General features: G+C 71.5%; 24 protein-coding genes. 14 read left to right on the top strand and 10 right to left on the bottom strand.

Annotated elements, in window-relative coordinates:
• Positions 1 to 113: 113 nt before the first annotated feature.
• The 4 genes from ACTOWY_RS24005 to ACTOWY_RS23990 form a co-directional block, all read right to left on the bottom strand.
• The gene (locus tag ACTOWY_RS24005; RefSeq protein ID WP_441311907.1) at positions 114 to 647 is read right to left on the bottom strand and encodes a DinB family protein; all 534 of its coding nucleotides are present in this window, start codon (positions 645 to 647) and stop codon (positions 114 to 116) included.
• Positions 648 to 691: 44 nt separating this feature from the next.
• The gene (locus tag ACTOWY_RS24000) at positions 692 to 1,618 is read right to left on the bottom strand and encodes an NADP-dependent oxidoreductase (protein ID WP_441311906.1); all 927 of its coding nucleotides are present in this window, start codon (positions 1,616 to 1,618) and stop codon (positions 692 to 694) included.
• A gap of 88 nt (positions 1,619 to 1,706) precedes the next feature.
• Positions 1,707 to 2,639: an aminoglycoside phosphotransferase family protein gene (locus ACTOWY_RS23995; protein WP_441311905.1), complete on the bottom strand. Its 933-nt coding sequence runs from the start codon at positions 2,637 to 2,639 to the stop codon at positions 1,707 to 1,709.
• A 35-nt stretch (positions 2,640 to 2,674) separates the two neighbouring features.
• Positions 2,675 to 2,905 (bottom strand): hypothetical protein, encoded by a 231-nt coding sequence (locus ACTOWY_RS23990; RefSeq protein ID WP_247756866.1) that lies wholly within the window; start codon positions 2,903 to 2,905, stop codon positions 2,675 to 2,677.
• Between the two features lie 86 nt (positions 2,906 to 2,991).
• On the opposite strand from ACTOWY_RS23990, the gene ACTOWY_RS23985 reads away from it, so the two are divergent.
• The 3 genes from ACTOWY_RS23985 to ACTOWY_RS23975 all read left to right on the top strand — a co-directional run bounded on the left by ACTOWY_RS23985 (position 2,992) and on the right by ACTOWY_RS23975 (position 7,017).
• Complete coding sequence (locus tag ACTOWY_RS23985) at positions 2,992 to 3,576, top strand: TetR/AcrR family transcriptional regulator (protein WP_441311904.1); 585 nt, start codon at positions 2,992 to 2,994, stop codon at positions 3,574 to 3,576.
• 117 nt (positions 3,577 to 3,693) lie between these two features.
• Positions 3,694 to 4,455: a crotonase/enoyl-CoA hydratase family protein gene (locus tag ACTOWY_RS23980; RefSeq protein WP_441311903.1), complete on the top strand. Its 762-nt coding sequence runs from the start codon at positions 3,694 to 3,696 to the stop codon at positions 4,453 to 4,455.
• 9 nt (positions 4,456 to 4,464) lie between these two features.
• Positions 4,465 to 7,017: a DEAD/DEAH box helicase gene (locus ACTOWY_RS23975; RefSeq protein WP_441311902.1), complete on the top strand. Its 2,553-nt coding sequence runs from the start codon at positions 4,465 to 4,467 to the stop codon at positions 7,015 to 7,017.
• Here ACTOWY_RS23975 and ACTOWY_RS23970 read toward each other — a convergent pair.
• Positions 7,014 to 7,592 (bottom strand): SRPBCC domain-containing protein, encoded by a 579-nt coding sequence (locus ACTOWY_RS23970; protein WP_441311901.1) that lies wholly within the window; start codon positions 7,590 to 7,592, stop codon positions 7,014 to 7,016. The genes ACTOWY_RS23975 and ACTOWY_RS23970 overlap by 4 nt on opposite strands.
• A gap of 221 nt (positions 7,593 to 7,813) precedes the next feature.
• Here ACTOWY_RS23970 and ACTOWY_RS23965 point away from each other — a divergent pair, with 221 nt between their 5' ends.
• Positions 7,814 to 8,245 (top strand): helix-turn-helix domain-containing protein, encoded by a 432-nt coding sequence (locus ACTOWY_RS23965; RefSeq protein ID WP_441311900.1) that lies wholly within the window; start codon positions 7,814 to 7,816, stop codon positions 8,243 to 8,245.
• Positions 8,242 to 9,096, top strand: a complete 855-nt coding sequence (locus ACTOWY_RS23960; protein ID WP_441311899.1) for an alpha/beta fold hydrolase — start codon at positions 8,242 to 8,244, stop codon at positions 9,094 to 9,096. Before ACTOWY_RS23965 ends, ACTOWY_RS23960 begins: the two co-directional genes overlap by 4 nt.
• Positions 9,097 to 9,269: 173 nt before the next feature.
• On the opposite strand, the gene ACTOWY_RS23955 is transcribed toward ACTOWY_RS23960, so the two are convergent.
• A complete protein-coding gene (locus tag ACTOWY_RS23955; protein WP_441311898.1) occupies positions 9,270 to 9,881 on the bottom strand; it encodes a LysE family translocator in 612 nt (203 codons plus the stop codon).
• A gap of 113 nt (positions 9,882 to 9,994) precedes the next feature.
• On the opposite strand from ACTOWY_RS23955, the gene ACTOWY_RS23950 reads away from it, so the two are divergent.
• Positions 9,995 to 10,450 (top strand): Lrp/AsnC family transcriptional regulator, encoded by a 456-nt coding sequence (locus ACTOWY_RS23950; RefSeq protein ID WP_185005066.1) that lies wholly within the window; start codon positions 9,995 to 9,997, stop codon positions 10,448 to 10,450.
• On the opposite strand, the gene ACTOWY_RS23945 is transcribed toward ACTOWY_RS23950, so the two are convergent.
• Positions 10,422 to 10,688, bottom strand: a complete 267-nt coding sequence (locus tag ACTOWY_RS23945; protein ID WP_441311897.1) for a hypothetical protein — start codon at positions 10,686 to 10,688, stop codon at positions 10,422 to 10,424. The two genes, ACTOWY_RS23950 and ACTOWY_RS23945, sit on opposite strands and share 29 nt — an antisense overlap.
• 42 nt (positions 10,689 to 10,730) lie before the next feature.
• Here ACTOWY_RS23945 and ACTOWY_RS23940 point away from each other — a divergent pair, with 42 nt between their 5' ends.
• Complete coding sequence (locus ACTOWY_RS23940; RefSeq protein ID WP_441311896.1) at positions 10,731 to 10,904, top strand: hypothetical protein; 174 nt, start codon at positions 10,731 to 10,733, stop codon at positions 10,902 to 10,904.
• A gap of 2 nt (positions 10,905 to 10,906) precedes the next feature.
• Here ACTOWY_RS23940 and ACTOWY_RS23935 read toward each other — a convergent pair whose 3' ends face one another.
• Together ACTOWY_RS23935 and ACTOWY_RS23930 are read right to left on the bottom strand one after the other, a co-directional pair.
• The gene (locus ACTOWY_RS23935; RefSeq protein WP_441312038.1) at positions 10,907 to 11,818 is read right to left on the bottom strand and encodes an NADP-dependent oxidoreductase; all 912 of its coding nucleotides are present in this window, start codon (positions 11,816 to 11,818) and stop codon (positions 10,907 to 10,909) included.
• Between the two features lie 49 nt (positions 11,819 to 11,867).
• Positions 11,868 to 12,845, bottom strand: a complete 978-nt coding sequence (locus ACTOWY_RS23930; protein WP_441311895.1) for a GlxA family transcriptional regulator — start codon at positions 12,843 to 12,845, stop codon at positions 11,868 to 11,870.
• Positions 12,846 to 12,960: 115 nt separating this feature from the next.
• Between ACTOWY_RS23930 and ACTOWY_RS23925 the strand changes: the two genes are divergently transcribed.
• Positions 12,961 to 13,821 (top strand): NAD(P)-dependent oxidoreductase, encoded by an 861-nt coding sequence (locus ACTOWY_RS23925; protein WP_441311894.1) that lies wholly within the window; start codon positions 12,961 to 12,963, stop codon positions 13,819 to 13,821.
• 156 nt (positions 13,822 to 13,977) lie between these two features.
• Here ACTOWY_RS23925 and ACTOWY_RS23920 read toward each other — a convergent pair whose 3' ends face one another.
• Positions 13,978 to 15,090, bottom strand: a complete 1,113-nt coding sequence (locus ACTOWY_RS23920) for an FAD-dependent oxidoreductase (protein WP_441311893.1) — start codon at positions 15,088 to 15,090, stop codon at positions 13,978 to 13,980.
• A gap of 65 nt (positions 15,091 to 15,155) precedes the next feature.
• Between ACTOWY_RS23920 and ACTOWY_RS23915 the strand changes: the two genes are divergently transcribed.
• The 6 genes from ACTOWY_RS23915 to ACTOWY_RS23890 all read left to right on the top strand — a co-directional run bounded on the left by ACTOWY_RS23915 (position 15,156) and on the right by ACTOWY_RS23890 (position 23,093).
• Positions 15,156 to 15,845, top strand: a complete 690-nt coding sequence (locus tag ACTOWY_RS23915; protein ID WP_441311892.1) for a TetR/AcrR family transcriptional regulator — start codon at positions 15,156 to 15,158, stop codon at positions 15,843 to 15,845.
• A 52-nt stretch (positions 15,846 to 15,897) separates the two neighbouring features.
• Complete coding sequence (locus ACTOWY_RS23910; protein WP_441311891.1) at positions 15,898 to 16,839, top strand: GNAT family N-acetyltransferase; 942 nt, start codon at positions 15,898 to 15,900, stop codon at positions 16,837 to 16,839.
• A 57-nt stretch (positions 16,840 to 16,896) separates the two neighbouring features.
• A complete protein-coding gene (locus ACTOWY_RS23905) occupies positions 16,897 to 18,093 on the top strand; it encodes an FAD-dependent monooxygenase (protein WP_441311890.1) in 1,197 nt (398 codons plus the stop codon).
• A 193-nt stretch (positions 18,094 to 18,286) separates the two neighbouring features.
• Positions 18,287 to 19,411, top strand: coding sequence for a GNAT family N-acetyltransferase (locus ACTOWY_RS23900; protein ID WP_441312037.1), 1,125 nt, complete (start codon positions 18,287 to 18,289; stop codon positions 19,409 to 19,411).
• Positions 19,408 to 20,574, top strand: coding sequence for a LuxE/PaaK family acyltransferase (locus ACTOWY_RS23895; protein ID WP_441311889.1), 1,167 nt, complete (start codon positions 19,408 to 19,410; stop codon positions 20,572 to 20,574). The genes ACTOWY_RS23900 and ACTOWY_RS23895 overlap by 4 nt, the downstream gene beginning before the upstream one ends.
• Positions 20,571 to 23,093 (top strand): acyl-CoA reductase, encoded by a 2,523-nt coding sequence (locus ACTOWY_RS23890; protein ID WP_441311888.1) that lies wholly within the window; start codon positions 20,571 to 20,573, stop codon positions 23,091 to 23,093. Before ACTOWY_RS23895 ends, ACTOWY_RS23890 begins: the two co-directional genes overlap by 4 nt.
• Positions 23,094 to 23,268: the final 175 nt, after the last annotated feature.

Raw genomic sequence — 23,268 nt, 5'->3', positions numbered from 1 at the left:
GTGTTCTGGATGGTGGTGTCCAGAACGGTAGGGAGTTCGGGGTGGGTTGGCGTCCGTTGTGGATCTCGGGTGGGGTACGCGTTTCGACGTACGGGTGTACGTGCCGGGGTACGTCAGCGTGCGGTGCGGGCTTGGTGCAGATGGCGGAGCTGGCCGATCTCGGCGACGTTCTTGGTCAGTTCGACGGTGACCCAGCCGGCGATGTCGACCAGGGTGAAGTCCGGGCCCCAGGGCAGGGTGGCGGTGCGGTCCTTGGCGTCCAGGTCGGCGTCGGTGAGTGGGAGCAGGCTGGCGCGCCAGGTGTCGTTGAGGCCGCGGAGCCAGGTGATGGTGGACTCGGCGGTGCCGGGCCAGGTGATCTGGTCGCGGGGCGGGGCGCCGTTGGCGAACAGGTGGCCGTGGGTGGTGGTCCACCAGAAACCGATGTGCCAGGTGAGCCAGCCGATGGTGGTGGGTGGGGCGGGACTGGGTTCGGGTTCGGCCCAGTCGGCGTGCCAGGTTCCGGTCTCGTCCGGGCGGACGGACCAGCTGCCGGGGGCGGGCTCCCACAGACAGGCGGCGTCGTCCAGGTCGGTCAGGTGGTGCTCGAACAGGGACCAGGCGATGTCGAGCTGTTTGAGCAGCAGTTCGACCCGGGCGGCAGTCATGCGTGCAGGGTGTCGGCGGCGCCCGGGGTCGGCAACTTGATTTGTCAGTCGATCAGCAGGACGAGTTTGCCGCGGACGTGGCCGCTGTCGCTGTCCCGGTGCGCGGTGGCCGCGTCCTTGAGTGGGTAGGTGCGGGCGATCGGCAGGGTGATCGTGCCGGCGGCGACCAGGGCGACCGCGCCGGCCAGGGCCTCGGGGACCTCTTCGGCGGGGCCGCCGTAGCTGGCCCGGACGCCGAAGTCGGCGGCCTGGCCGTCGGCGATGGTGACCACCCGCTCCGGGCTACCGGCCAGGGTGAGCAGGGCGGGCAGGCCGCCGCGGCCGGAGAGGTCGATGGCCGCGTCCACGCCCAGCGGGGCGATGTCCTTGACCCGGTCCACCAGGCCGGGGCCGTAGCTGACCGGGATCGCGCCGAGTTCGCGCAGGTAGTCGTGGTTGGCCTCGCCCGCGGTGCCGATCACGATCAGGCCCTGGTGCCGGGCGAGCTGCACGGTGAGGGTGCCGACGCCGCCCGCGGCGCCGTCGATGAGCACCGTCTCCCCCGGCTGCGCGCCGACCAGCGCGAGCACCCGGTAGGCGGTGGTGGCCACCACGGGCAGGCCGGCGGCGGTGGCCCAGTCGAGTTCGGCGGGTTTCCTGGTGAGTTTGGCCGGGCTGGCCAGGGTGTAGGTGGCGTAGCTGCCGGTGGCGGCCGAGCCGAGCACCTCATCGCCCACGGCGAACTCGGTGACACCGGGGCCGACGGCGTCGATCACCCCGGCCACGTCGGAGCCGGGCACGGCGGGGAACCCGGCGGGCAGGCCGGGGAAGGCGCCGCCGCGTACCTTGCTGTCGAAGGGGTTGACGCCCGCGGCTTTCACCCGGAGCCGGACCTGGCCGGGGCCGGGTTCGGGCTGGTCGATCTCGGCGGGGTGCAGTACCTCGGGGCCGCCGTGTTCGGTGAAGACGATGGCGGGGTTGCGGTCTGGCATGGGGGTCCGTTCGGGGCTGGGTGGGCGGGTCTGGTCCGAGCCTGCGCTGTGCCGGGGTGGCACGCCAGCCACGATCGGGTTGAGTGGGTCAGCCCCGGTGTGGGGTCAACGCTTCGGCGATGGCGCGCTGTTCCGGGTCGAGGCGGAGCTTGCCGTCCTCGATGTCCCACAGGCTGTTCTGCAGCACCCGGCCCAGTGTCCAGTGGGTGGCCCTGGCCCGGTCCAGGCCGAGCTGGCTGGTCATCAGGTCGAAGCGGCGGCGTAGCGCGCGGTGTGGGTCGCCGGTGGCCACCAGGTCGGCCCAGCGGTTGCTCAGCGCGGGTTGCAGATCGAAGCAGGGGTCGCCTGCCAGGGGTTTCGGGTCGATGGCGAGCCAGGGTTCGCGGTTGGCGCCGGGTAGCGGGGCCAGCACGTTCTCGTAGTGCAGGTCCCAGTGCAGCAGCCGGTCGCCGGGCTCGTCGAGCACCTCGGCGACCGCGGCCGCGTACCCGCGCAGCAGTTCGGCCTCGGCGGGGTCGGGCAGCTGGGCAGCCGCGGCGGGGGTGTCGGCGACCATGGCCGCGGCGATGTCGGCCAGCCGCCGCAACCCGGCCGGGGCGGGCAGGCTGACCAGGCGGCCGAGCAGGCCGGTGAGGATGGTCAGGGCCTGCTCGTCATCGGGCAGCACGGTGAGCGGGCGGGCGGCGTCCAGGCGTTCGAGCAGCATGGTGCAGCTGGGCTCGTCGTGCCGGAGCAGCCGCACCACGCCGTCGCCGTCCCAGCTGCGCAGTCCCACCGGTTCGCCGATGTTCTCCTCGTTGACCCGCTGCAGTTTCAGCACGGCCAGGCTGTCGTCGGCCTGGCGCACCGGCAGCACCAGTGAGGCCATGCCGTGCGCGGGATCGCCGTCGCGGCGCAGGTCCCAGCGATCCAGGAAGTCCGCGACCAGCGCGGGCAGGGTCTTGATCCACGCCAGGCCGTCGGCCCCGTCGTGTTGCTCGTGCAGGGCGGCGAAGGCGGGCGGTACCTCGATCAACGTCATCAGGTCCGATTATTCGACCCCGGCCAAGCGGTTTTTCAGGCCCGCTTGCGCCGTTCCAGCACCGCGATCAGGCCGATCGCGACCCCGATCACCAGCAGCGGCGCCACATAGCCCATGGTTCCGGTCTGCTCGCCGAAGAGCCACCGGAACGGCCCGCTGTGCTGTCCCTCGATGAACCAGCGGACCAGCGGCACCCCGCCCAAGGTGATCCCGACCAGCGCGATCACCCCCTGGACACCGTCGATCGCGCTGACGCTCTTGGCCATGTGCTCTCCTCCCTCTGGTCAATACGGTCGTACTGTAGGACAGACCGCGTGGATCTTCAATACGAGCGTATTGGTAGGCTGGGCCGGTGGCACGGACCGATGTCGAGGAGCAGAAGGCGCAGATCGCCGAGGCGCTGTGGCGGCTGGCCGCCCGCGCCGGGCTGGAGGCGGTGAGCGTGCGCGAGGTGGCGGCCGAGGCCGGCGTGTCGGTCGGGCGGGTGCAGCACTACTTCCGGTCCAAGGACACGATGCTGCTCTACGGGCTGAAACTGGCCGGACAGCGGATGGAGACCCGGATCGCGGAGCGGCTCACTGGGCTGGCCGGATCGCCGGAGCAGCTGTTGCGGGCCGCGCTGGCGGAGGTGCTCGGCGACGACCCGGACACCCGGCAGGCGATCCGGGTCAACGTGGCCTTCCTCGGGCGGGCCATGGAGGACACCCAAATCGCCGATGTGCTCTTCCAGGACAACGCCGAACTGCGCGCGCTGGCCGCCTACGTGGTGCGGATCGCCCAGTCCCAGGGCCGGGCGGCCGGGCTGGATCCGGAGCGGGAGGCGCGGATCATCTGGTCGCTGGCCGACGCGCTGACCATCGAACTGGCCTGCGGTCAGCTCAACGCGGCCGAGGCCGGCGACACGATGCGCTACCACCTGGACCGGGTGCTGCGGTAGCGAGCGCGGGCATGACGGAGTGCTGTGCCGGAGTCCGCGGCCGAGCAGGCGCTGGGCCAGGGAGCGCTTCGCCGGGGTGGCGGCGGGCACGACCCGCTAGCCATTAGGGTTTTCCGCATGTCGGTGCGCGTGGAGCGGCAGGGGCCGGTCAGCACGGTGGTGCTGTCCCGGCCGGACAAGCGCAACGCGGTCGACGGACCGACCGCGGCGGCGCTGACCGCGGCCTTCCGGGAGTTCGACGCCGATCCCGAGGCGGCGGTGGCCGTGCTGTGGGGCGAGGGCGGCACGTTCTGCGCAGGCGCGGATCTCACCGCGATCGGCACCGAGCGCGGCAACCAGGTCAGCGCGGACGGGGACGGGCCGATGGGCCCGACCCGGCTGCGGCTGGGCAAGCCGGTGATCGCCGCGGTCAGCGGGTACGCGGTGGCAGGCGGGCTGGAACTGGCGCTGTGGTGCGATCTGCGGGTGGTTGAGGCCGATGCCACCTTCGGCGTGTTCTGCCGTCGCTGGGGCGTGCCGTTGATCGACGGCGGCACGGTCCGGCTGCCCCGGCTGATCGGCGCCTCCCGGGCGATGGACCTCATCCTCACCGGACGGCCGGTGGACGCCGCCGAGGCCGAGCGGATCGGACTGGCCAACCGGGTGGTGCCGCCGGGGCAGGCGCGGGCCGCGGCCGAGGACCTGGCCGCGCAGCTGGCCCGGTTCCCGCAGACCTGCCTGCGCCAGGACCGGTTGTCCGTGCTGGCCCAGGACGGCCTCACTGAGGAGGCCGCGATCGCCAACGAGCTGCGGCACGGCCTGGTCTCCCTGGCCGCGGACACCCTGGACGGCGCTCGGCGGTTCAGCGCCGGGGCCGGGCGGCATGGCGAGTTCGAGTAGGAATCGGTTGTGCGGCTGACTGAGGAAGAACTCGGGCAGTGGGTGGCGGAGTTCCGGCCCGGCTCGCCGCCGCGCACCGGGCGGGTGCGGCTGGCCGAGGACGAGTGGCTGCCGGTGGCCGAGGCGTTGCCGGTGCTCAGCCGGGCCCGGCGCGACCCGGCGGCGCATCCGGCCGCGGCCTACTGGGGCACGGTGGCGGTCTTCGGGCTGCAACTGGTCACCGCGGGCCGGGCGAACGCGCTGACCCCGGCCGATGAGGAGCGGGTGCGGCGCTTCGCCGCGGCGATGCCGGAACGGGCCGGGTTCGGTGATCCGGTGGACCTGGTCCGGGAGTTCCTGGACGCGGTGGCCGACGGCATGAACGCGGCCGCACCGGTGCTGCCGTCCCTGCCCGCGCTGACCTCGCTGGCCGAGCTGACCTCCTGGAAACCCAAGCCGGAGCCGCCGGTCGCGCCCGAGGTGCGGGTGTCGCTGCGGATCGAGTTCGGGCGCACCCGGCTGTTCCGCGCGGTGCTGCAGGTGCACAGTCTCATCGACCCGGCGCTGCTCGCCGATGCCGCCGACGTGTGGGCCGGGCGGGTGGACGGGCTGGGTCCGGAGGTCAAGGGCGGGGTGCTGGCCGCGATCCGGCGCAGCGCGGCGGCCTGGCCACCGGTGGGACGGCTCCTGGAAGCCGAGCCGCCCGAGGACATCCAGCTCGCCGACGAGGAGGTGCTGCGACTGCTCGGCGGGGTGCCAGGGATCGAGGTGCACTGGCCCAAGGAGCTGGGGCGTGGGCTGAGCGCGCGGGCTGAGGTGGCGGCCACCGCGGAACGGCCGTCGTTTTTCGGCGGGGACAAGGCTTTCGCCTTCCACTGGCGGCTCGCCCTGGGCGATGACCCGTTGACCGAGGCCGAACTGGAGCAGCTCACCGAATCGCGGCGGCCGGTGGTGCGGCTGCGTGACCAGTGGACGCTGGTGCCGCCGGACCTGCGGCGCAAGGCCGACAAGCCGACCATCGCGGTGCTCGGCGGGATGGACGCCCTGGAGGTCGCGCTGACCGGGTCGGCGGTGGTGGCCGGGCAGCGGCTGCCGGTGCGGGCCGGTGGGTGGCTGGAGCAGATGCGCGGGCGGATCGCCGAGCCCGACACCGGCCGCGAACCCGTGCAGCCACCGGCCGAGCTGGCCGCGACCCTGCGGGACTACCAGCTGCGCGGGTTGCGCTGGCTGGCCCGGATGACCGAACTCGGACTCGGCGGCTGCCTGGCCGATGACATGGGGCTGGGCAAGACGATCACGGTGATCGCGCTGCACCTGCACCGCCGCCCCGATTTTCCCGGGCCGACGCTGGTGGTGTGCCCGGCCTCGCTGCTGGGCAACTGGGAGCGGGAGATCCACCGGTTCGCGCCAGGCGTGCAGGTGCGCCGCTACCACGGGAACGGGCGGAGCCTGGACGGTGTCGAGGGCGGGTTCGTGCTCACCACCTACGGCACCATGCGCCTGGATTCCGCCGTGCTGGCCGGGTTCTGCTGGGGCCTGGTGGTCGCCGATGAGGCCCAGCACGTGAAGAACCCGCGCTCGGGCACGGCCAGGGCGTTGCGCACGATCCCGGCCCCGGCGCGGATCGCGCTGACCGGCACGCCGGTGGAGAACACCCTCGCCGAACTGTGGGCCGTGCTGGACTGGACCACGCCAGGACTGCTCGGCACCCTGCCCGCCTTCCGCACCCGGTGGGCCAAGCGGATCGAGGGCGCCAAGGACACCGCGGTGGCCGACCGATTCGCCCGGCTGGTGCGGCCGTTCCTGTTGCGCCGCCGCAAATCCGACCCCGGCATCGCCCCCGAGCTGCCACCCAAGACCGAGACCGACCAGCCGGTGTCGCTGACCAGGGAACAGGCCGCGCTCTACCAGGCGACCGTGCGAGAGAGCCTGGCCGCGATCAAGGACAGCGACGGGCCGATGGCGCGGCGGGGCCGGATCGTCTCGCTGCTGATCGCGCTCAAGCAGATCTGCAACCACCCTGCGCAGTTCCTCAAAGAGACCGAACCCAAGCTGGAGAACCGCTCCGGCAAGCTGGAACTGCTCGACGAACTCCTGGCGACCATCCTGGCCGAGGACGGCGCGGTGCTGGTCTTCACCCAGTACGTGACCATGGCCCGGCTGCTCGAACAACACCTGGCCGACCGCGGCATCCCGACCCAGCTGCTGCACGGCGGCACCCCGGTGCCGCGACGCGAGCACCTCGTACAGCGGTTCCAGGACGGCGAGGTGCCGGTGTTCCTGTTGTCGCTCAAGGCCGCGGGCACCGGGCTCAACCTCACCAGGGCCGATCACGTGGTGCACTACGACCGGTGGTGGAACCCGGCGGTGGAGGACCAGGCCACCGACCGCGCCTACCGGATCGGGCAGACCCGCCCGGTGCAGGTGCACCGGCTGATCGCCGAGGGCACGGTGGAGGACCGGATCGCCGAGCTGATCGCGGCCAAGAAGGACCTGGCCGACTCGGTGCTCTCCGCCGGCGAGGCCGCCTTCACCGAACTCACCGACGCCGAACTGGCCGATCTGGTCGAGCTGCGCCGCTAGCTGCCCGCCTCGGCCGCGATCCGGTCCAGGGCCACTCGCCACTGTTCGCGTGCCCACTCGCGGGCCTCGGCGTCCGGCAGCTTCTCCACGTGGGCGTGCACCGCGGTCCTGCCCTCGCCGAGCAGGCTGACCTGCACCGTGGCCGGGGTGTCCCAGCCGGCGAGCTGCCAGGTGAAGCGGACCCGGTCCGCCGGTTTGACCACCCGGATCTCGCCGCTGACCCCGCCGCCCTCGTACCGGTTGCCGGGCTCGAAGCGGACCGGGCCGCCCAGCCACAGCTCCGGGCGCTCGGTGATCACCTTCCACACCACGTCCGCACCCGCGGACACACTGCGCTGCACGCCGACCTGGAACCCGGTCGCGGTCTGCCCGACCGCCCGCTTGCCGCGGGCCTGCTCGTAGGCCACCGTGATCGACTGCTGCCACCAGCTGCTGACCTGCGGGTACACCGCGGCCAGGTGCGCGACGATGCCCTTGTGGTCCCAGTCGGCGGCGCCCGCGGCATCCAGCAGGGACAGCCACTCGGTCCAGTCACGGCCGGTCGCGGTACGGACGGCGTCGTCCTTCTTGGTCATGGTCCTCAGCCTCGTTCGGGGGGAAGAAACCCCAGCCGGAACAGTCTTGCCGGTAGTCCGCATTGTCGCCTCCGATGCCTAGCCAGGGCCATGTTCCGCATCGAGTCAGACCAGCCTGACCGCCGGAATTCACCGTCCCGCCATCAAGACTGCCCCATACTTCCCTAACATTCCCTATCGCGTGCTACGGTGGCGTTCGTACGGGAACCGAGGGAGTTGTTGTGGACGACGAGCTGTACACCGTGGATCACGTCGCCGACGTGCTCGGGCTGCACGTGAAGACTGTGCGCAACTACGTGCGCGAGGGACGGCTCAAGGCGGTCCGGATCGGCAAGCAGTACCGCATCGCCCGCCGGGACCTGGAGGCCTTCACCGGCCGCACCGCCGAACCGCCGGCCAGGGACACCGCGGTGCGGCACCGGCACGCCGAAGCGTCCACCGTGGTGCAGATCGAGGCGATCAGCTTCGAGCTGATGAGCGCGGTCAGCGGCGCCATCACCGGCTCCCTGCAGGGCCGCGACTTCACCGCGCAGCCGATGCGGGTGCAGACCTACTACGACCAGGAACGGGCCAGCATGAAGATCATCCTCAACGGGCCGGTCGGCGACACCGCCGCCCTGCTCGACCTCGTCAACCACCTGCTGACCCGATGAGCGGCATTTACCGCACCCCGGACAGCCAGCGCCTGCTCGCCGAGCGCTACCGCGCCCTGCTGAGCCGCTGGCCGGCCCCGGCCGACCAGGAGACGGTGTCCACTTCGGACGGTGACACCTTCGTCATCTCCAGCGGCCCTGCCGACGCGCCACCGCTGGTGCTGCTGCACGGCTCCAGCGGCAATGCCGGCGCCTGGCTGGAGGTGGCCGCGGAATGGTCCCGGCACTTCCGCCTGCACGCCATCGACATCCCCGGCGAACCCGGCCTGAGCAACCCCAACCGGCTGCCACTGACCTCCGGCGGACACCTGCGCTGGCTGACGGAGGTGCTCGGGGCCCTGGGGGTGCGGCGAGCCGCGTTCGTGGCCAGCTCCCTTGGCGGGCGGATCGCGCTGGACCAGGCGGCGCACCGGCCGGAACAGGTGGAACGGCTGGCGTTGCTGAGCCCCAGCGGCATCGGCGGGCAGACCTTCGGCTGGCTGCCCAAGGCGCTGTGGTTCGGCCTGCGGGGGGAAGCCGGGCGGCGCAAGCTGTTCCGGATGATCATGGGCACGGCGAGCCTGCCCGCGGAGGTCGAGGAGTACCTGCTCTTCGTCAACCGGCACTTCCGGCCACGCACGGACCGGATCGCGGTGGCCACCGACGCGGAACTGAGCGGCCTGGACATGCCGATGCTGGTCGGGATCGGCGGACGGGACGTGCTGCTGGACTCGGCGCAGACCCGGAGCAGACTGGCCGAGTTCGTGCCACAGGCCAAGGTGTACCTGTCGCCGGGCACGGGTCATTACGTGCCGATGGCCAGCTTGCCGGTGCTGGAGTTCCTGCGCACCTCGCAGGCCTCCCGCACCTGATCGCGGACCTGGAGTGGCTCCGGGAGCTGCTGGACGTGCCGCGTCGACTGGTGTTCGGCTCGCCCTGCCCACCCCCACCATGTTGGCCGAGTGGGCGTACCAATTCGGCCAAGACTGGGTACGACAACGGCCAACACGCCGGTGAGGTACGGACCGGACTTCTCGCCACGGGCTTAGAGCAGGCGTTCCAGCAACAGCAGGGCGCCGATCAGGATCATTGCCACGCCGGAGATCCGGGAGACCAGGCGGGACACCGTGGGCCGGGCGCGCAGCAGGCCGTCGGCGGCGGCGCCGACCGCCAGGTACACCGCGCCGCAGGTGGCGGTGAAGGTCAGGCCCAGGGCGGCGAGCTGGAGGGGCAGGGGCCAACTGGCGGCGGGGTCGGTGAACTGGGGCAGCATGGCCACGAAGACCAGCAGGCCCTTGGGGTTGAGGCCGCTGACGGCCATGCCCTGGGCGACCGTGCGCAGTCTGCCGCCGGGCTGGGGCTCGGCCGCGCCGGGCGGTGTGGCCGGACTCCGGACGATCTTGGAGCCCAGCCACACCAGGTACACCCCGCCGGCGATGGTCAGCGTGGCCAGTGCCGCCGGGGTTGAGGAAATGACCAGGCCCAGGCCGGCGGCGACGACCAGGGTCATCGCCAGGTAGCCGAGCACGATGCCGCCTGCGGCCGGGAGCACCTGGCGGCGCAGGCCGGCGTTGATGGCGAAGGCCCAGTCGGGGCCGGGGACCGCGATGAGCAGGGCGGCCACGCCCCAGAAGGCGAGCAGGGAAGCGACAGGCACGGGGCTTCTTCTTTCCACGGGGACCGGGTGTGCCTGAAAAGCTATGCGTCAACTCGCCAAAGGTGCTTCCAACTGTTGCCGCTGGTCACCACGTTTGTGGAAGAATCTTCCCCGTGGATGCCGTGGACCGGAAGATCCTTGCCGTGTTGCAGGAAGAGGGGCGATTGACGCTCACCGAGCTGGCCCAGCGCGTCCAGCTGAGCGTGTCGCCCTGTCACCGGCGGCTGCGGGCGCTGGAACGCGATGGCACCATCCGCGGGTACCGCGCGGTGGTGGATCCGGCGGCGCTGGGCCTGAACTTCGAGGCGCTGGTCTTCGTGACCATGCGCCAGGAGGACCGGGAGACGCTGCTGAGTTTCGAGGACGCGCTCACCCGGATCCCGAATGTGCTGCTGGCCCAACGACTTTTCGGTGATCCCGACTATCTGCTGCGGATCGTCACCGCCGATCTGGCCGCCTACCAGCAGCTGGAGGACGATGTGCTCTCCGCGCTGCCCGGGGTGCAGCGGCTCAACTCCACCCTGGTGATGAAGCGGGTGGTCAACGACCGGTCGCTGCCGGCTTCCTGACCCCGATCGCGGTCTCCCGCTGCGCCTCGGCCTGGGCCAGCCGGGCCGCCAGGGCGGTGGTGACCTGCTCGTAGGCGTCCGCGCCCAGCAGCAGCCGGGTCGGTGGCTCCGGGCTGGCGACCGCCTCGATGATCGCCTCGGCGTAGCGGGCCGGGTCGCCGAACTCGTAGTCGCCGCCGCCGGAGAGCAGAGCGCGCAGCTGGGCCGCCGGGCCGTCGGCGTAGGCCGCGTCGACCACCGCGCGCAGGCGCCCCTCGCCGCCGCGCAGCAGGCGGGCTCGGTGGATGCCGGGCTGGATCCGGAGGACCTGCTGATCCTGGTGATCGGGCTGGCGATGGCCTGGTTCACCCACTTCGGCGCGGCGGTGGCCGGGAGCGTGGACGACGAGACGGCGCGGGTGTCCCGGCACCGGGAGGCGATCCGGGAAGCCGTGCGCCGCCTCGTCGGCGGCTGATCTCAGTCCAGGGTCAGCACGACCTTGCCGCGGCCGTGGCCGGTCTCGACCTCGCGGTGGGCGTCCTGGATCTGGTGCATCGGGTAGGCCCGGCGGACCGGGAACTGGAGCTTGCCCTCGGCGTAGAGCTTGGCCAGCGTGCCGAGGCGGTCGGCGGACCTGGTGCCGTTGACGAGCTGAACTCCCAGGTCAGCCGCCTTGCCGTGTTCCACCAGGGTCACGATCTGCTTCGGGTTGGCGACCAGGGTCAGGGACAGCTCCAGTGCCGCTCCCCCGGCGCCGTCGAGTACCGCGTCCACCCCGTCCGGGGCGAGTTCCTTGAGCTGGGCGGCCAGGGTCTCGCCGTAGATCACCGGGGTGGCGCCGAGCGAGCGCAGGTAGTCCTGGTTGGCGGCGCCGGCGGTGCCGATCACCCTGGCGCCACGCAGCTGGGCGAGTTGCACGGCGGCGGTGCCGACCGAACCGGCGGCGGCGTGCACCAGCACGGTGTCGCCGGGCTTGATGCCGAGCTGGTCCAGGGCGAGGGTGGCGGTCTGGGTGCCCGCGGTGAAGCCCCCGGCGACCTCCCAGGGCATCTCCGGCGGCTTGGGGGTGACCGCGTCGGCAGGCACCACCACGTACTCGGCCTGCGCGTTGAGCACGGAGAAGCCCAGCACCTCCGCGCCCGGTTCGATCCCGGTGACCTGCTCCCCCACCGCGTCGATCACCCCGGCGAACTCGTTGCCCAGCGGCTGGGGGAAGTTCACCGAGCCGTAGGGCGGGGTCCAGCCGGCGCGCACGGCCAGGTCGAAGGGCTGGATCCCGGCCGCCCGCACCCGCACCCGGACCTGACCGGGGCCCGGCTCGGGGAGCGGGATCTCCACCACGTCCAGGACCTCGATCCCGCCGAACCTGGTGGCCGCGGCGGCTCGCATTGTTTTCGTTGTCATGACTGGAAGTCCACTACCTCCAGTTAGGTCGAGGTCAAGCGGTGAAAGCGCGCCGGTAGTCGGTGGGCGCGACGCCGACGTGCGCGGTGAAGTGCCGCCGCAGGTTCGCCCCGGAACCCAGTCCGCAGCGTTCGCCGACCTGTTCGACCGAGAGCGCCGTGGTTTCCAGGAGTGCCTGGGCGTGCGCGAGGCGCTGGCTGAGCAGCCATTGCAGCGGGGTGGTGCCGGTGGCCTCGTGCAGGCGGCGGAAGAAGGTGCGCTGGCTCATCCCGGCGCGGCGGGCCAGTTCGGCCACGGTCAGCGGGCGGTCCAGGTGGTGGGTGGCCCATTCCAGCACCGGGGCGATGCTGTCGTCGTCGGTGGCGGGCACGTGCCGGGTGACGAACTGGGCCTGGCCGCCGGTGCGGTGCGCGGGCACGCACAGCCGCCGGGCGAGCTGGTTGGCCACGTGCGCGCCGAGGTCCTGGCGTACCAGGTACAGGCACAGGTCGAGTCCGGCCGCCGCGCCCGCGCTGGTCAGGATCTGGCCCTCGTCGATGTAGAGCACCGAATCGTCGACCTGGACCTTCGGGTAGCGGCGGGCCAGTTCGGCGGTGTAGGACCAGTGCGCGGTGGCCCGGCGGCCGTCCAGCAGGCCGGCCTCGGCGAGCACGAACGCGCCGTTGCACAGCGCGGCGATGCGGGCGCCGTTGTCCGCGGCGGCCTGGAGTTCCTTGACCAGCAACGGATCCAGGGGTTCCGTGCCGTGGAGCACGGCTTCGGGGACCGAGGGCACCAGGATGGTGTCCGCGCCGTGCAGGCCCTCCAGTCCGTGCTCGGGGTTGAGCACGAAGCCGCGGCCGGCCCGGGGCAGGTCGGGGCGGGTGCCGCACAGGCGCATCTCGTACCAGGGGTCGGCCAGGTCGGGGTAGTCCACGCCGAAGACCACGCAGGCCAGGCCGACCTCGTAGACATCCCACAGCGTGGGCGCGTGGTCATCGGTCACCAGGATCGCCACGGTTCCCACGGTCATGCCGCCAGCCTATGGCAGTAATCGTGCGGATGTCGGCATTTCTGCCACTGTTGATCGGGATCGGCGAGTGTGAGGCTGATCGGGTCAGTCAGCGAAACCCTTGGGGGACAACGATATGCCTCACTCCGATGTGACCGTGCTGGGCCTGGGCCAGATGGGCTCGGCACTGGCCGCCGCACTGCTGCGCGCCGGTCACCAGACCACCGTGTGGAACCGCACCGCGGCCAAGAGCACCGCCCTGGCCGAAGCGGGCGCGCGGGTCGCGGCCACCGCGGCGCAGGCCCAGGCCGCCAGCCCGGTGATCATCGCCTGTGTGCTCGACTACCCGGCCCTGCACGAGATCCTGGACCCGGCCGCGCTGGCCGGGCGCACCCTGGTCAACCTCACCTCCGGCTCCCCCGAACAGGCCCGCGAGACCGCGGCCTGGGCAGCGCGGCACGGGATCGGCTACCTCGACGGCGGGATCATGATCACCCCGCCCGGCATCGGCAACCCGGCCTCCATGCTGCTCTACAGCGGCCCCCGGACCGCCTTCACCGACACCGGGAAACTCCTGTCCGCCTTCGGTGAGGCGATCTACCTCGGCGAGGATCCCGGTGTGGCCTCGCTGTATGACACCGCGCTGCTGGGGATCATGTGGGCGAGCATGACCGGCTGGCTGCACGCCGCCGCCCTGGTCACCGCCGACGGCGCCACCGCGGCCGAGTTCACCCCCCTGGCCATCCGCTGGCTCGGCGATGTCAGCGGTTTCGTCCGCGCCTACGCCCAGCAGGTCGACGAACGCGCCTACCCCGGTTTTGACGCGACCATCGACGTGCAGGCGGCCACCATCGAACACCTGGTGCACGCCAGCGAGGTGCGCGGCATCGACGCCGCACTGCCGAAGTTGTTGCGGGACTACGCGAAGCGCGCGGTCGCCCAGGGCCACGGCGGCGACGGCTGGGCCCGGGTGATCGAACTGCTCCGGTCCGCCTAACGCCGTGTTGGCCGTTCTCGTACGGCGTGTTGGCCGTTGTGGACGGCGAGTTGGCCCAACTGGTACGCCGGTTTGGCCAAAGTGGGCGTACCAGTTGGCCCAAGTGGTACCAGTTCGGCCAAGACTGGGTACGACAACGGCCAACACGCCGGCGAGTCATGGGCGGGTTTGCAGGGCGGGCGGGACTTCGTCGCCGAAGAGGGAGTGCTGGAGCCGGGCGGTATCGGCTTCGGTGTCGGCGGCGCGCGGGAACATGGTCTGTTCGTAGGCGGTGAGCGCGGCCTCGACATCCCCGGGGTGCGCGGCCAGGGCCTGGCCGAGGTCGGCGCCGTCGAGCATGGCCAGGTTGGCGCCCTCGCCGTTGGGGGCGGTGAGGTGGGCGGCGTCGCCGAGCAGGGTCACCCCCGGCAGCCGGTCCCACCGATGCTCCGCAGGCAGCGCGTAGTGCGGGCGGTGGACCAGCGCGGTGTCGCCGTCGGTGATCAGCGCGGTCAGCTCAGGGGTCCAGCCGTGGAACTCCTGGGCGATCCGGGCGGTGGCCGCGGCGGCATCGGTGAAATCAATGGCGGCGAACCAGTCCAGCGGCCTGGTGAGCAGCACGTAGGTGTGCAGGGTGTCGCCGCTTTCCCGGTGCGCGTGGATCTCCCGGTCCGGCTCGACAGCCATCAGCGACCCGCCGCCGACCGCCTTCGCCGCGGCGGGGTGCCGGGTGTCGGCCTCGAACAGGTAGGTCTCGACGAAGGAGGCGCCGGTGTACTCGGGGACGGCGGCGGAGAGCAGCGGGCGGACCCGGGACCACGCGCCGTCCGCGCCGACCAGCAGGCCGGTGTCGACCGTCCCGCCGTCGGCGAAGGTCACCTCGTGGCGGCCGTCGCCGAGGGTGCGGGCACTGTTGACTTTGTGGCCCCAGCGGACGGTCCCGGCCGGGAGCGAGTCGAGTAGTAACTGCCGCAGCTCGCCGCGCTGCACCTCGGGGCGGCCGCCGGTGCCGTCATCGGCCTTCTCGAACAGCACGGTTCCGTCGCGGTCGAGGATCCGCATGGCCTGGCGGCCGTCCAGGATCAGGCCGCGGAATTCCGCCATCAGGTTCGCCGCGTGCAGGGCGAGCTGGCCGTTGTAGTCGTGGATGTCGAGCATGCCGCCCTGCGCTCGCGCACTCGGCGCGGGCTCGGCCTCGTAGACGGTCGCCGGGATGCCGTGCACGTGCAGCACGCGGGCCAGGGTGAGTCCGCCGAGTCCGGCCCCGATGATCGTGACGTGGGTGGTCATGAAACCCCTGTCTGGAATGTCGCTCCAATGTTGGAACGGCATTCCAGATGTGTCAAGATGGCGGCATGGCAACGCGGTCGGGCCGGTCCCAGCGACGTACCGAGGCGCTCTCCCGGGAGCGCATCGTGGCCGCCGCCGTCGAACTGCTCGACGCGGCAGGCGAGAGCGGGCTGACCTTCCGGGTCCTCACCGAACGCCTGGCCACCGGGCCAGGGGCGATCTACTGGCATGTGGCGAACAAGGGCGAGCTGGTCGGCGCCGCGACCGAGGCCGTCATCACCGCCGCCCTGACCACCGAACCCGCGGATTCGCCGCGGGCGGAGATCCGGGCGGTCGCGCTCGGGCTGTTCGAGGCGATCGAGCAGCACCCGTGGCTGGCCACCCAGCTCTCCACGCAGCTCTCCCGCAACCCCTGGGGCGCGGTGACGCCGCGGATCTTCGAGCGCATCGGCCGCCAGATCCGCGCACTCGGCGTGCCAGAGGAGAGCTGGTTCACCGCGACCTCCGCGCTGGTGCACTACATCCTCGGCGCCGCGGGCCAGAACGCCGCGAACGCCGGAGTGCTCGGATCCGAGGCGGACCGCGCCGAGTTCCTGGCGGCCGCGTCGGCGGAATGGGACCGGCTCGACCCCGAGCAGTTCTCGTTCCTCCGGGCTGTCGCCGGGCAGATGCGCGAGCATGACGACCGCGAGCAGTTCCTGGCCGGCGTCGATCTGGTGCTCGCCGGGGTGCACGCACTCCGCCCGAAGGGGTAGACCCGGCGTTATTGGTTGGACTCCCCCGCCGGGCCCGGACTTCACTGGCCCGATGCGCCCTCCCGACGGCTACTCCCTTGAGCGGCCAACCTTGGCCGAGGTCCCGGAGATCCTCGCCCTGGTCCACGCCAGCGATATCGCCGCGGTGGGGTTCCCCGACTTCGACGAGTCCGAGGTGACCGCGGCGCTGACCGCACCCGGCTTCGACCCGGCCGCCGACTCCTGGCTGGTCCGCGACCAGGAACGCGAGCTGACGGGCTGGGGCTATCTGGACTCTCCCAGCGACACCGCCGGGGAGATGTGCTGCGAGGCCTACGCCCGCCCGGGCGCCGATCCGGCGGTGCAGGCCACGCTGATCGCGCTGCTGCTGGAGCGGGTCACCGCCCGCGCCGCGGCCGCCGGACACCGCGAGGTGATCGCCAAGGCGGTCGCGGTGCCGACCGAGGATGCCTACCTGCGGGTGCTCGCGGCGGCCGGATTCGAGCTGGAGCGCCAGCACGCCCGGATGAGCAGGCCGCTGACCGGGACCGAGCAACCGGCCGAACCCGTGCCGGGCTACACCCTGCGGCCGCTGCGGACCGAGGAGCTGCGCGCCTGCCACGAACTGCTGTGCGCCACCTTCGCCGAGACCGCCCACCCGCTGCACAGCACCTTCGCGGAATTCGCGGCCACGCCCGGCATCCAGTGGGCGGACAGCCTGGTGGCCGAGGCCGACGGCGGTGACCTGGCCGGGGTGTCGGTCTGCTCGAACCAGTCCCTGGCCGACAACGAGGGCTGGGTCAAATGGCTCGGCGTGCTACCCGGACACCGCGGCCGCGGCCTGGCCTCAGCCTTGCTGTGCAGCACTTTCGCCGGGTACGCGGCCGCGGGCCGGCGCAAGGTGGGACTGGGCGTGGACACCACCAACCCGACCGGCGCCTACCGGCTGTACGAATCCCTGGGCATGACCGCGGCCTACCGGGCCAACATCTACCGGCAGGTCATCACGCTCTGACCAGCACCGTCAGCCGATGGTGCGCGGCCGGTCAGCGGGCCCGGCCAGGCTGCCGCCATGACCAGCAACCGCAACGTCCTGATCTCCGGCGCCAGCATCGCCGGACCCGCCCTGGCCTTCTGGCTGCGCCGCTACGGCTTCAACCCCACCGTCGTCGAACGCGCCCCCGCGCTGCGCCCCGGCGGGTTCGCGGTGGACTTCCGCGGCCCGGTGCACCTGGAGGTGCTGCGCCGGATGGACATCCTGGAGGCGGTGCGGGCCAACCAGACCGACGCGGGCGAGATGATCGTGGTGGACCGGGACGGGCGGGACCTGGCCAGGCTGCCCGCCTACCTCACCGCGGGCGAGGTGGAGATCCTGCGCGGCGACCTGAGCCGGATCATCCACGACCGCACCAAGGACGACGTGGAGTACGTCTTCGGCGACTCGATCACCTCGCTCACCGAGACCGGCGACGGCGTCGAGGTCACCTTCGAACGCGGCGCGCCGCGCACCTTCGACCTGGTGATCGGCGCGGACGGCCTGCACTCCAACGTCCGCCGCCTGGCCTTCGGCGCGGAGGAGCAGTTCCTGCGCCACCTCGGCTACTACGTGTGCGGCTTCACCATGCCCGGCCACCCCGGCCCGGACAACCACAACCGCCTCTACAACGACCCCGGCCGCGGCGCCACCCTCGGCGGCGTCGAGGCAGGCGCGCTGCTGGTCTTCGCCAGCGACCCCCTGGAGTACGACCGGCGGGACCCGCAACAGCAGATGAAGATCGTCGAGCGGACCTACGCCGGGATGGGCTGGCAGGTGCCCAAGATCATCGACGCGATGTGGGAAGCGCCGGACTTCTACTTCGACTCGATCAGCCAGATCCACCTCGACCGCCTGTCCCAGGGGCGGATCGTGCTGCTCGGCGACGCCGGCTACGGGGCCACCTGCGGTGGGCTGGGCACCGGGCTGGCCGTGGTGTGCGCGCACGTGCTCGCCGGGGAACTCCAGGCCGCCAATGGTGATCACCGGGTGGCGTTCCGGGCCTACGAACGGATCATCCGGGACTACGCCACCGGGTGTCAGAAGACCTCGGACAACGCCGGGGCGTTCCTGGCCCCGCGCACCGCCTTCGGTATCCGGCGGCGCAACCTGATGTACAAGGCGCTCGCCTCGCCGCGGTTGAGCGGATTCTTCAACAAACTCACCACCAAGGCCGCCTCCGCTCTGCAACTTCCGGCCTATCCGTGTTGCCCTGGTTCGAAGACCTCTCATTAATTGCGACATCTGGTCGTATCCGCATGTGAGCCTGATCGCCCCATCAGGACATCTTCGCAGGTCAGGGCTTTATCAAATCATGGTCAAGCCTGACGGGCGGCTAGTCTTCCCAGTGGCTCCGGTCGACTGCGCAGTCCCGGCCGCATTCTGCGAAACATCTGGGGAACGAGAACGGAGAACTGCCTTGGGGCCTGTGTTCGAGCGGGCGAGCGTCGAGGACATCGACGAGTTACTCCGGCTCTACCGCAAGGTCTACGGCCGCGCCTACGCGCTGCCGCTGGGCACCGATCCGCAGGTGATGGCCGCCGAGATCACCTCCGACCGGACGAGCTGGCTGGTGGCCAGGGACAACGGCGAGCTGGTCGCCTCCATCGTCGGCAACGTCGAACCCGCCGACCGGCTCGGCAAGATGCAGGGCCTGGTCGTCCACCCCGAGCACCGCGGTGGCGGCCTGGCCCAGCAGGCGGTCAGCTCCCTTGCCGAGCTGATCCTCTCCGACGGGCGCGCGGACTCCGTCTACGGCACCGCGCGCACCACCTCCACCGCCCCGCAACGGGTCTGCCTGCGCAGCGGGTTCAAGGCGCTGGGCATCTTCCCGAACCTGCGCAAGGCCGCCCGGCACGAGACCATGGTCCTGCTGGCCCGCCACCAGGACGGCGTGCTCGAACAGCGCCACCCCGTGGAGCGGGTCCCGGCCAGCCTCGGCCCGCTGCTGGACGCGGTGGACAAGGTCGTGGGCCTGCCCGTCCGGCCCGAACTGGTGCCCGATGCAGAGGTGCCGGTGCGGCGCGGGGAGCCCGCGCCGGAGGTCGAGCTGATCAGCGCGCCGCGGTTCGTGCTGCGCCGCTACAACGAGCAGCTCACCAACGCCGACCGGCGCTTCTACCCCTTCCACACCCCGAACGTGCTGCTGGCCGCGGCCGACGGCTCCTACGAGGTGTTCGCGCACCTGTCCGGCAACGACGGCTACTGCACGCTGATCGGGGCCAACCCGGACGCGATGGCGGTGGCCCGGCACCTGGACCTGCTCATCGAGCAGCTCAACGACTACGGCGCCTTCTACATCGAGACCCTGGTGCCACTGCACGCCTTCGACGAACTGGGCCAGCTGCTCGCGCACGGCTTCCTGCCCGCGGCCGCCTACCCGGCGATGCGCCGCGACGGCGAGCTGTTCCGCGACTACGTGGTCATGGCGCGCACCATGCAGCCCCTGGACTTCCGGGGCCTGGCCATCGACGCGGCCTTCCAGCCGTTCACCGAGCAGTACATCGAAGCCTGGAAACAGATGTATCTCAACACACGCGGGGTGTTCCGGTGAGTTCCTACCTCGGACCGGTCACGGTCCCCGACCCGGCCGCGCTGGACGCGGTGCAGCGGCTGTGCGACCTGGCCGCGCCCTACGCGGCAGGCGCTGACGCGGACGAGTTGTTCGTGGCGGCGATGAACGAGTCCAACGCCTGGCACGCCGCGCGCTCGCCGTTCTTCGACTCGCTGTGGTCGAGCAAGGGCCGTGCGCCGTTGGAGTCCATTGTGGACTTGGCGCGGCAGCCGTTCGTGCACGCCAACTTCTTCAAGATGCACGAGGTCGTCTCCATCCCGCGGGATGAGGTCAAGCTGCACGTGACCTCCTCGGGCACCACGGGTCAGAAGTCGCAGATGTTCTTCGACGAGTGGACCCTGCGGGCCGGGCAGCGGATGGTGGCGCGGATCTTCGACCACTACGGCTGGATCGACGGCAGCCGCGCGGTGGACTACCTGATCTACACCTACCAGCCCCGGCCGGGCCTGAACCTGGGCGCCTCCTTCACCGACAACTACCTGTGCGAGTTCGCCCCGGTCAACCGGGTCGAGCACGCCCTGCCCAGCACCGGCACCGGGCACGAGTTCGACGCCTTCGGCGCGATCCGCTCGCTGCTGCGCTCGGCCGAAGACGGTGTGCCGGTGCGGATCCTGGGCTTCCCGGCGTTCCTGTCCTTCACCCTGGACCGGATGCGCAACATGGGCATGAAGCCGATCCAGCTGGACCCGGCCTCGCTGGTGGTCTTCGGCGGCGGCTGGAAGGGCAACGCGGACAAGCAGATCAGCAAGCCCGAGCTGTACGGCAAGATCGCCGAGCAGCTGGGCATCCCGGACGAGCGGATCCGGGACGGCTTCGGCTCGGTCGAGCATTCGGTGCCCTACATGGAATGCGCCCGGCACAACATGCACGTGCCGGTCTGGTCCCGGGTGCTGATCCGCTCGGTCCGCGACCTGTCCCCGCTGGGCTACGGCGAACCCGGCTACCTCCAGTTCGTCTCCCCGTTCATCACCTCCGCACCCGCGCAGAGCGTGCTGATGGGCGACCTCGCCTCGCTGCACACCCCCGCGGAATGCGGCTGCGGCGCCCCGACCCCGTGGATCCGGATCCTGGGCCGCGCCGGACTGAGCCGCAACAAGAGCTGCGCCATCGCCGCCGCCGAACTCCTGAAGGACAAATCGTGAACCAGCACTACTGGCAGGGCGAGTGGGTCACCGACGCCGAGGCCGACCGCAGGCTGGACACCCTGGAGGAGCTGACCCAGCAGGTGCTCGGCGGCGAACCGCTGAGCCCGCTGCTGGTGCTGGCCGCCGCGGACAAGCTGGTCGGCCAGCTCCGTGACGCGCACAGCCCGGTGCGGCAACGCCTGGCCGACCGGCTCGCCGCCTGGCATGTGCCCGCGGCCGAGATCGAGGCGACCCTGACCCAGCTCACCGGCGCGCTGGGCCGGGACACCCTGGAGCGCAAGGTCGTCCGCGAACTCGGCGGCATCGACCCGGGCCGGCTGACCCGGTTCGACTTCCGGCAGGAGATTTTCGAGGCATGGGCGCCGGTCGGGCTGCTCGCGCACATCGCCCCCGGCAACGCCCCCGCCGCCGGCGCGATGAGCGGCCTGGAAGGGCTGCTCTCGGGCAACCTCAACGTGATCAAGACCAGCGGCGAGGACTCGCGGTTCACCGCCGAACTGCTCGCCGCGCTGGCCGAGGCCGATCCGACCGGGCAGATCACCCGCCGGGTGATCGTGCTGCACTACTCCTCCAGCCGCAAGGACTGGCTGGAGCGGATGTGCGCGCCGGCTGACGCGGTGGCCGCCTGGGGCGGCGAGGAAGCCCTGGCCGGCGTCGCCTCGGTGCTGCGCCCCGGCTGCCGCCTGGTCGACTGGGGCCCGAAGCTGTCCTTCGCCTACCTCACCGCCGCCACCTGGGCCGAGCCGGACACCCTGCGCGCGGTCGCCGCGGATGTGTGTCTGCTTGACCAGCAGGCCTGCTCCAGCCCGCAGGTGATCTACCTCGACACCGAGGACGACGCGGAGGTCTTCGCCTTCGCCGAGCGCTTCGCCGCGGTGCTGGCCGAGACCGTGGCCGCCACCGAGGTCCGCGCGCCCAGTGACCCGGAATGGGCCGAGATCACCAACACCGTGCTGGTCACCGAGTTGGAAGAGCACCTCGGGCTGACCAAGGTGCACGCCGCCGCCGACGGGTCCTGGCGGGTGCTCGCCGACACCCGCTCCGCGCTGCGCGCCTCCCCGCTGTTCCGCACGGTGTGGGTGAAATCGTTGTCCCGCACCAAGATCGGCCAGGTGCTGCGGCCGATGCGCCGCTACCTGCAGACCGTGGGCCTTGGCGCGGACCGCGACGAGGTGGCCACGCTGACCCGCGCGCTGATCGGCGCGGGCGTGCAGCGGATCACCATGCCCGGCCGGATGCTGGGCAGCTACGACGGCGAACCGCACGACGGGGTGTACGCGTTGCAGCGCTACAGCCGCCGGGTCGACGTGCAGCTGGACGCGCGGTTCGCCGGGCACGCCTGCCTGGACGACCTGGTCTCCTCCCGTCCGCTGCCGCCGCCCGCCGTGCCGGTGACCACCAAGGCGCGCTTCGACGAGTTGCAGACCGATCTGAGCCGGGCCGAGGTGTTCTTCCGCAGCGGCGGCACCACCGGCGAGCCCAAGCTGTCCGCGTTCAGCTGGGCCGACTACGACGAGCACATGCGGCACGGCGCCGAGGGCCTCCTCGCTGCCGGGCTGGACCCGCGCACCGACCGGACGATGAACCTGTTCTTCGGCGGCCAGCTCTACGGCGGGTTCCTCAGCTTCTTCTCCGCGCTGGAACGCCTGGGCGCGGTGCAGTTCCCGATGGCCGGTCAGCAGAACCTGCACGACCTGGTGGCCAAGTCCATTGTGGACAATCGGGTGGACACCCTGCTCGGCATGCCCAGCTACCTGCTTCGCCTCTTCGACGAGTCCGGCGACACCCTGCGCAACTACCGGGGTGTGCGCAAGATCTTCTACGGCGGCGAGCATTTCAGCGAGGCCCAGCGGCAGTGGCTGACCGAGGAGTTCGGCGTCGAACTCATCCGCAGCGCCGCCTATGGCAGTGTGGACGGCGGCCCGCTGGGCTACCAGTGCCCGGACTCCCCGGCCAGGGTGCACCACCTCTTCGCCGGCATCCAGACCCTGGAGATCCTGGACCGGGAAGAGGATCGCCCGGTCGGCCCCGGCGAGACCGGCCGCCTGGTCTTCACCGCGCACACCCGCCGCGGCCAGCGTCTGGACCGTTACGAGATCGGCGACCTTGGCCGCTGGCTGGCCGAGGACTGCCCGTGCGGCCGCCGCACCCCGCGGTTTGAGTTGCTGGGCCGCTCCGGGGATGTCTTCCGCAGTGGCGGGCACTTCCTCAACTACCGGCGGTTCGTCGCGGTGGCCGATGAGGCCTTCGCCTACGCCGGTGATCTGCAGATCGTGCTGGACGAGCAGGACGAGCGGGAAAGCCTGACCATCCGCCTGGAACGGGGCCGGGCCAACCTGGACCCGAACGCGGTGCAGGCGGAGTTCCTGGCCCGCTACCCGGAACTGACCGTCACCGCGGTCCGGGACAACCTGGTGGACCTGCGTGTGCAGCTGACCGATCCGACGACCTTCGACCGGACCGGGGCCAGCGGCAAGCTGGTCGCGGTGGTCGATCGGCGCGCTCGCAACAGCTGAGCGCGCGGAGGGCGGGCCGGAACCCCGAGCCCGGTCCGCCCTCTTCCTTCTTTCAGGCCGTGCCCAGCCGGCGTGTGCGGGCGACCGCCAGCCCGGCGAGGTCGACGAGGTGGGTGTGCTCGGCGAGCGTTAAATCGCTTCCCTTCGACCTGCCGCGGCACGAGATCCTGGTGAC

It is taken from the genome of Crossiella sp. CA198 (assembly GCF_052078295.1).
Lineage (GTDB): Bacteria > Actinomycetota > Actinomycetes > Mycobacteriales > Pseudonocardiaceae > Crossiella.
Note: the sequence above shows the minus strand (reverse complement) of the source record. Positions and strands in the feature narration are given on the sequence as shown.

What these genes read in the sequence shown, in the direction of transcription:
- ACTOWY_RS24005 (WP_441311907.1), bottom strand. Translation starts at nt 647, where the DNA reads ATGACTGCCGCCCGGGTCGAACTGCTGCTCAAACAGCTCGACATCGCC.
- ACTOWY_RS23905 (WP_441311890.1), top strand. Translation starts at nt 16,897, where the DNA reads ATGACCAGCAACCGCAACGTCCTGATCTCCGGCGCCAGCATCGCCGGA.
- ACTOWY_RS23980 (WP_441311903.1), top strand. Translation starts at nt 3,694, where the DNA reads ATGTCGGTGCGCGTGGAGCGGCAGGGGCCGGTCAGCACGGTGGTGCTG.
- ACTOWY_RS23960 (WP_441311899.1), top strand. Translation starts at nt 8,242, where the DNA reads ATGAGCGGCATTTACCGCACCCCGGACAGCCAGCGCCTGCTCGCCGAG.
- ACTOWY_RS23920 (WP_441311893.1), bottom strand. Translation starts at nt 15,090, where the DNA reads ATGACCACCCACGTCACGATCATCGGGGCCGGACTCGGCGGACTCACC.
- ACTOWY_RS23915 (WP_441311892.1), top strand. Translation starts at nt 15,156, where the DNA reads ATGGCAACGCGGTCGGGCCGGTCCCAGCGACGTACCGAGGCGCTCTCC.
- ACTOWY_RS23935 (WP_441312038.1), bottom strand. Translation starts at nt 11,818, where the DNA reads ATGCGAGCCGCCGCGGCCACCAGGTTCGGCGGGATCGAGGTCCTGGAC.
- ACTOWY_RS23930 (WP_441311895.1), bottom strand. Translation starts at nt 12,845, where the DNA reads ATGACCGTGGGAACCGTGGCGATCCTGGTGACCGATGACCACGCGCCC.
- ACTOWY_RS23925 (WP_441311894.1), top strand. Translation starts at nt 12,961, where the DNA reads ATGCCTCACTCCGATGTGACCGTGCTGGGCCTGGGCCAGATGGGCTCG.
- ACTOWY_RS23970 (WP_441311901.1), bottom strand. Translation starts at nt 7,592, where the DNA reads ATGACCAAGAAGGACGACGCCGTCCGTACCGCGACCGGCCGTGACTGG.
- ACTOWY_RS23990 (WP_247756866.1), bottom strand. Translation starts at nt 2,905, where the DNA reads ATGGCCAAGAGCGTCAGCGCGATCGACGGTGTCCAGGGGGTGATCGCG.
- ACTOWY_RS23995 (WP_441311905.1), bottom strand. Translation starts at nt 2,639, where the DNA reads ATGACGTTGATCGAGGTACCGCCCGCCTTCGCCGCCCTGCACGAGCAA.
- ACTOWY_RS24000 (WP_441311906.1), bottom strand. Translation starts at nt 1,618, where the DNA reads ATGCCAGACCGCAACCCCGCCATCGTCTTCACCGAACACGGCGGCCCC.
- ACTOWY_RS23910 (WP_441311891.1), top strand. Translation starts at nt 15,898, where the DNA reads ATGCGCCCTCCCGACGGCTACTCCCTTGAGCGGCCAACCTTGGCCGAG.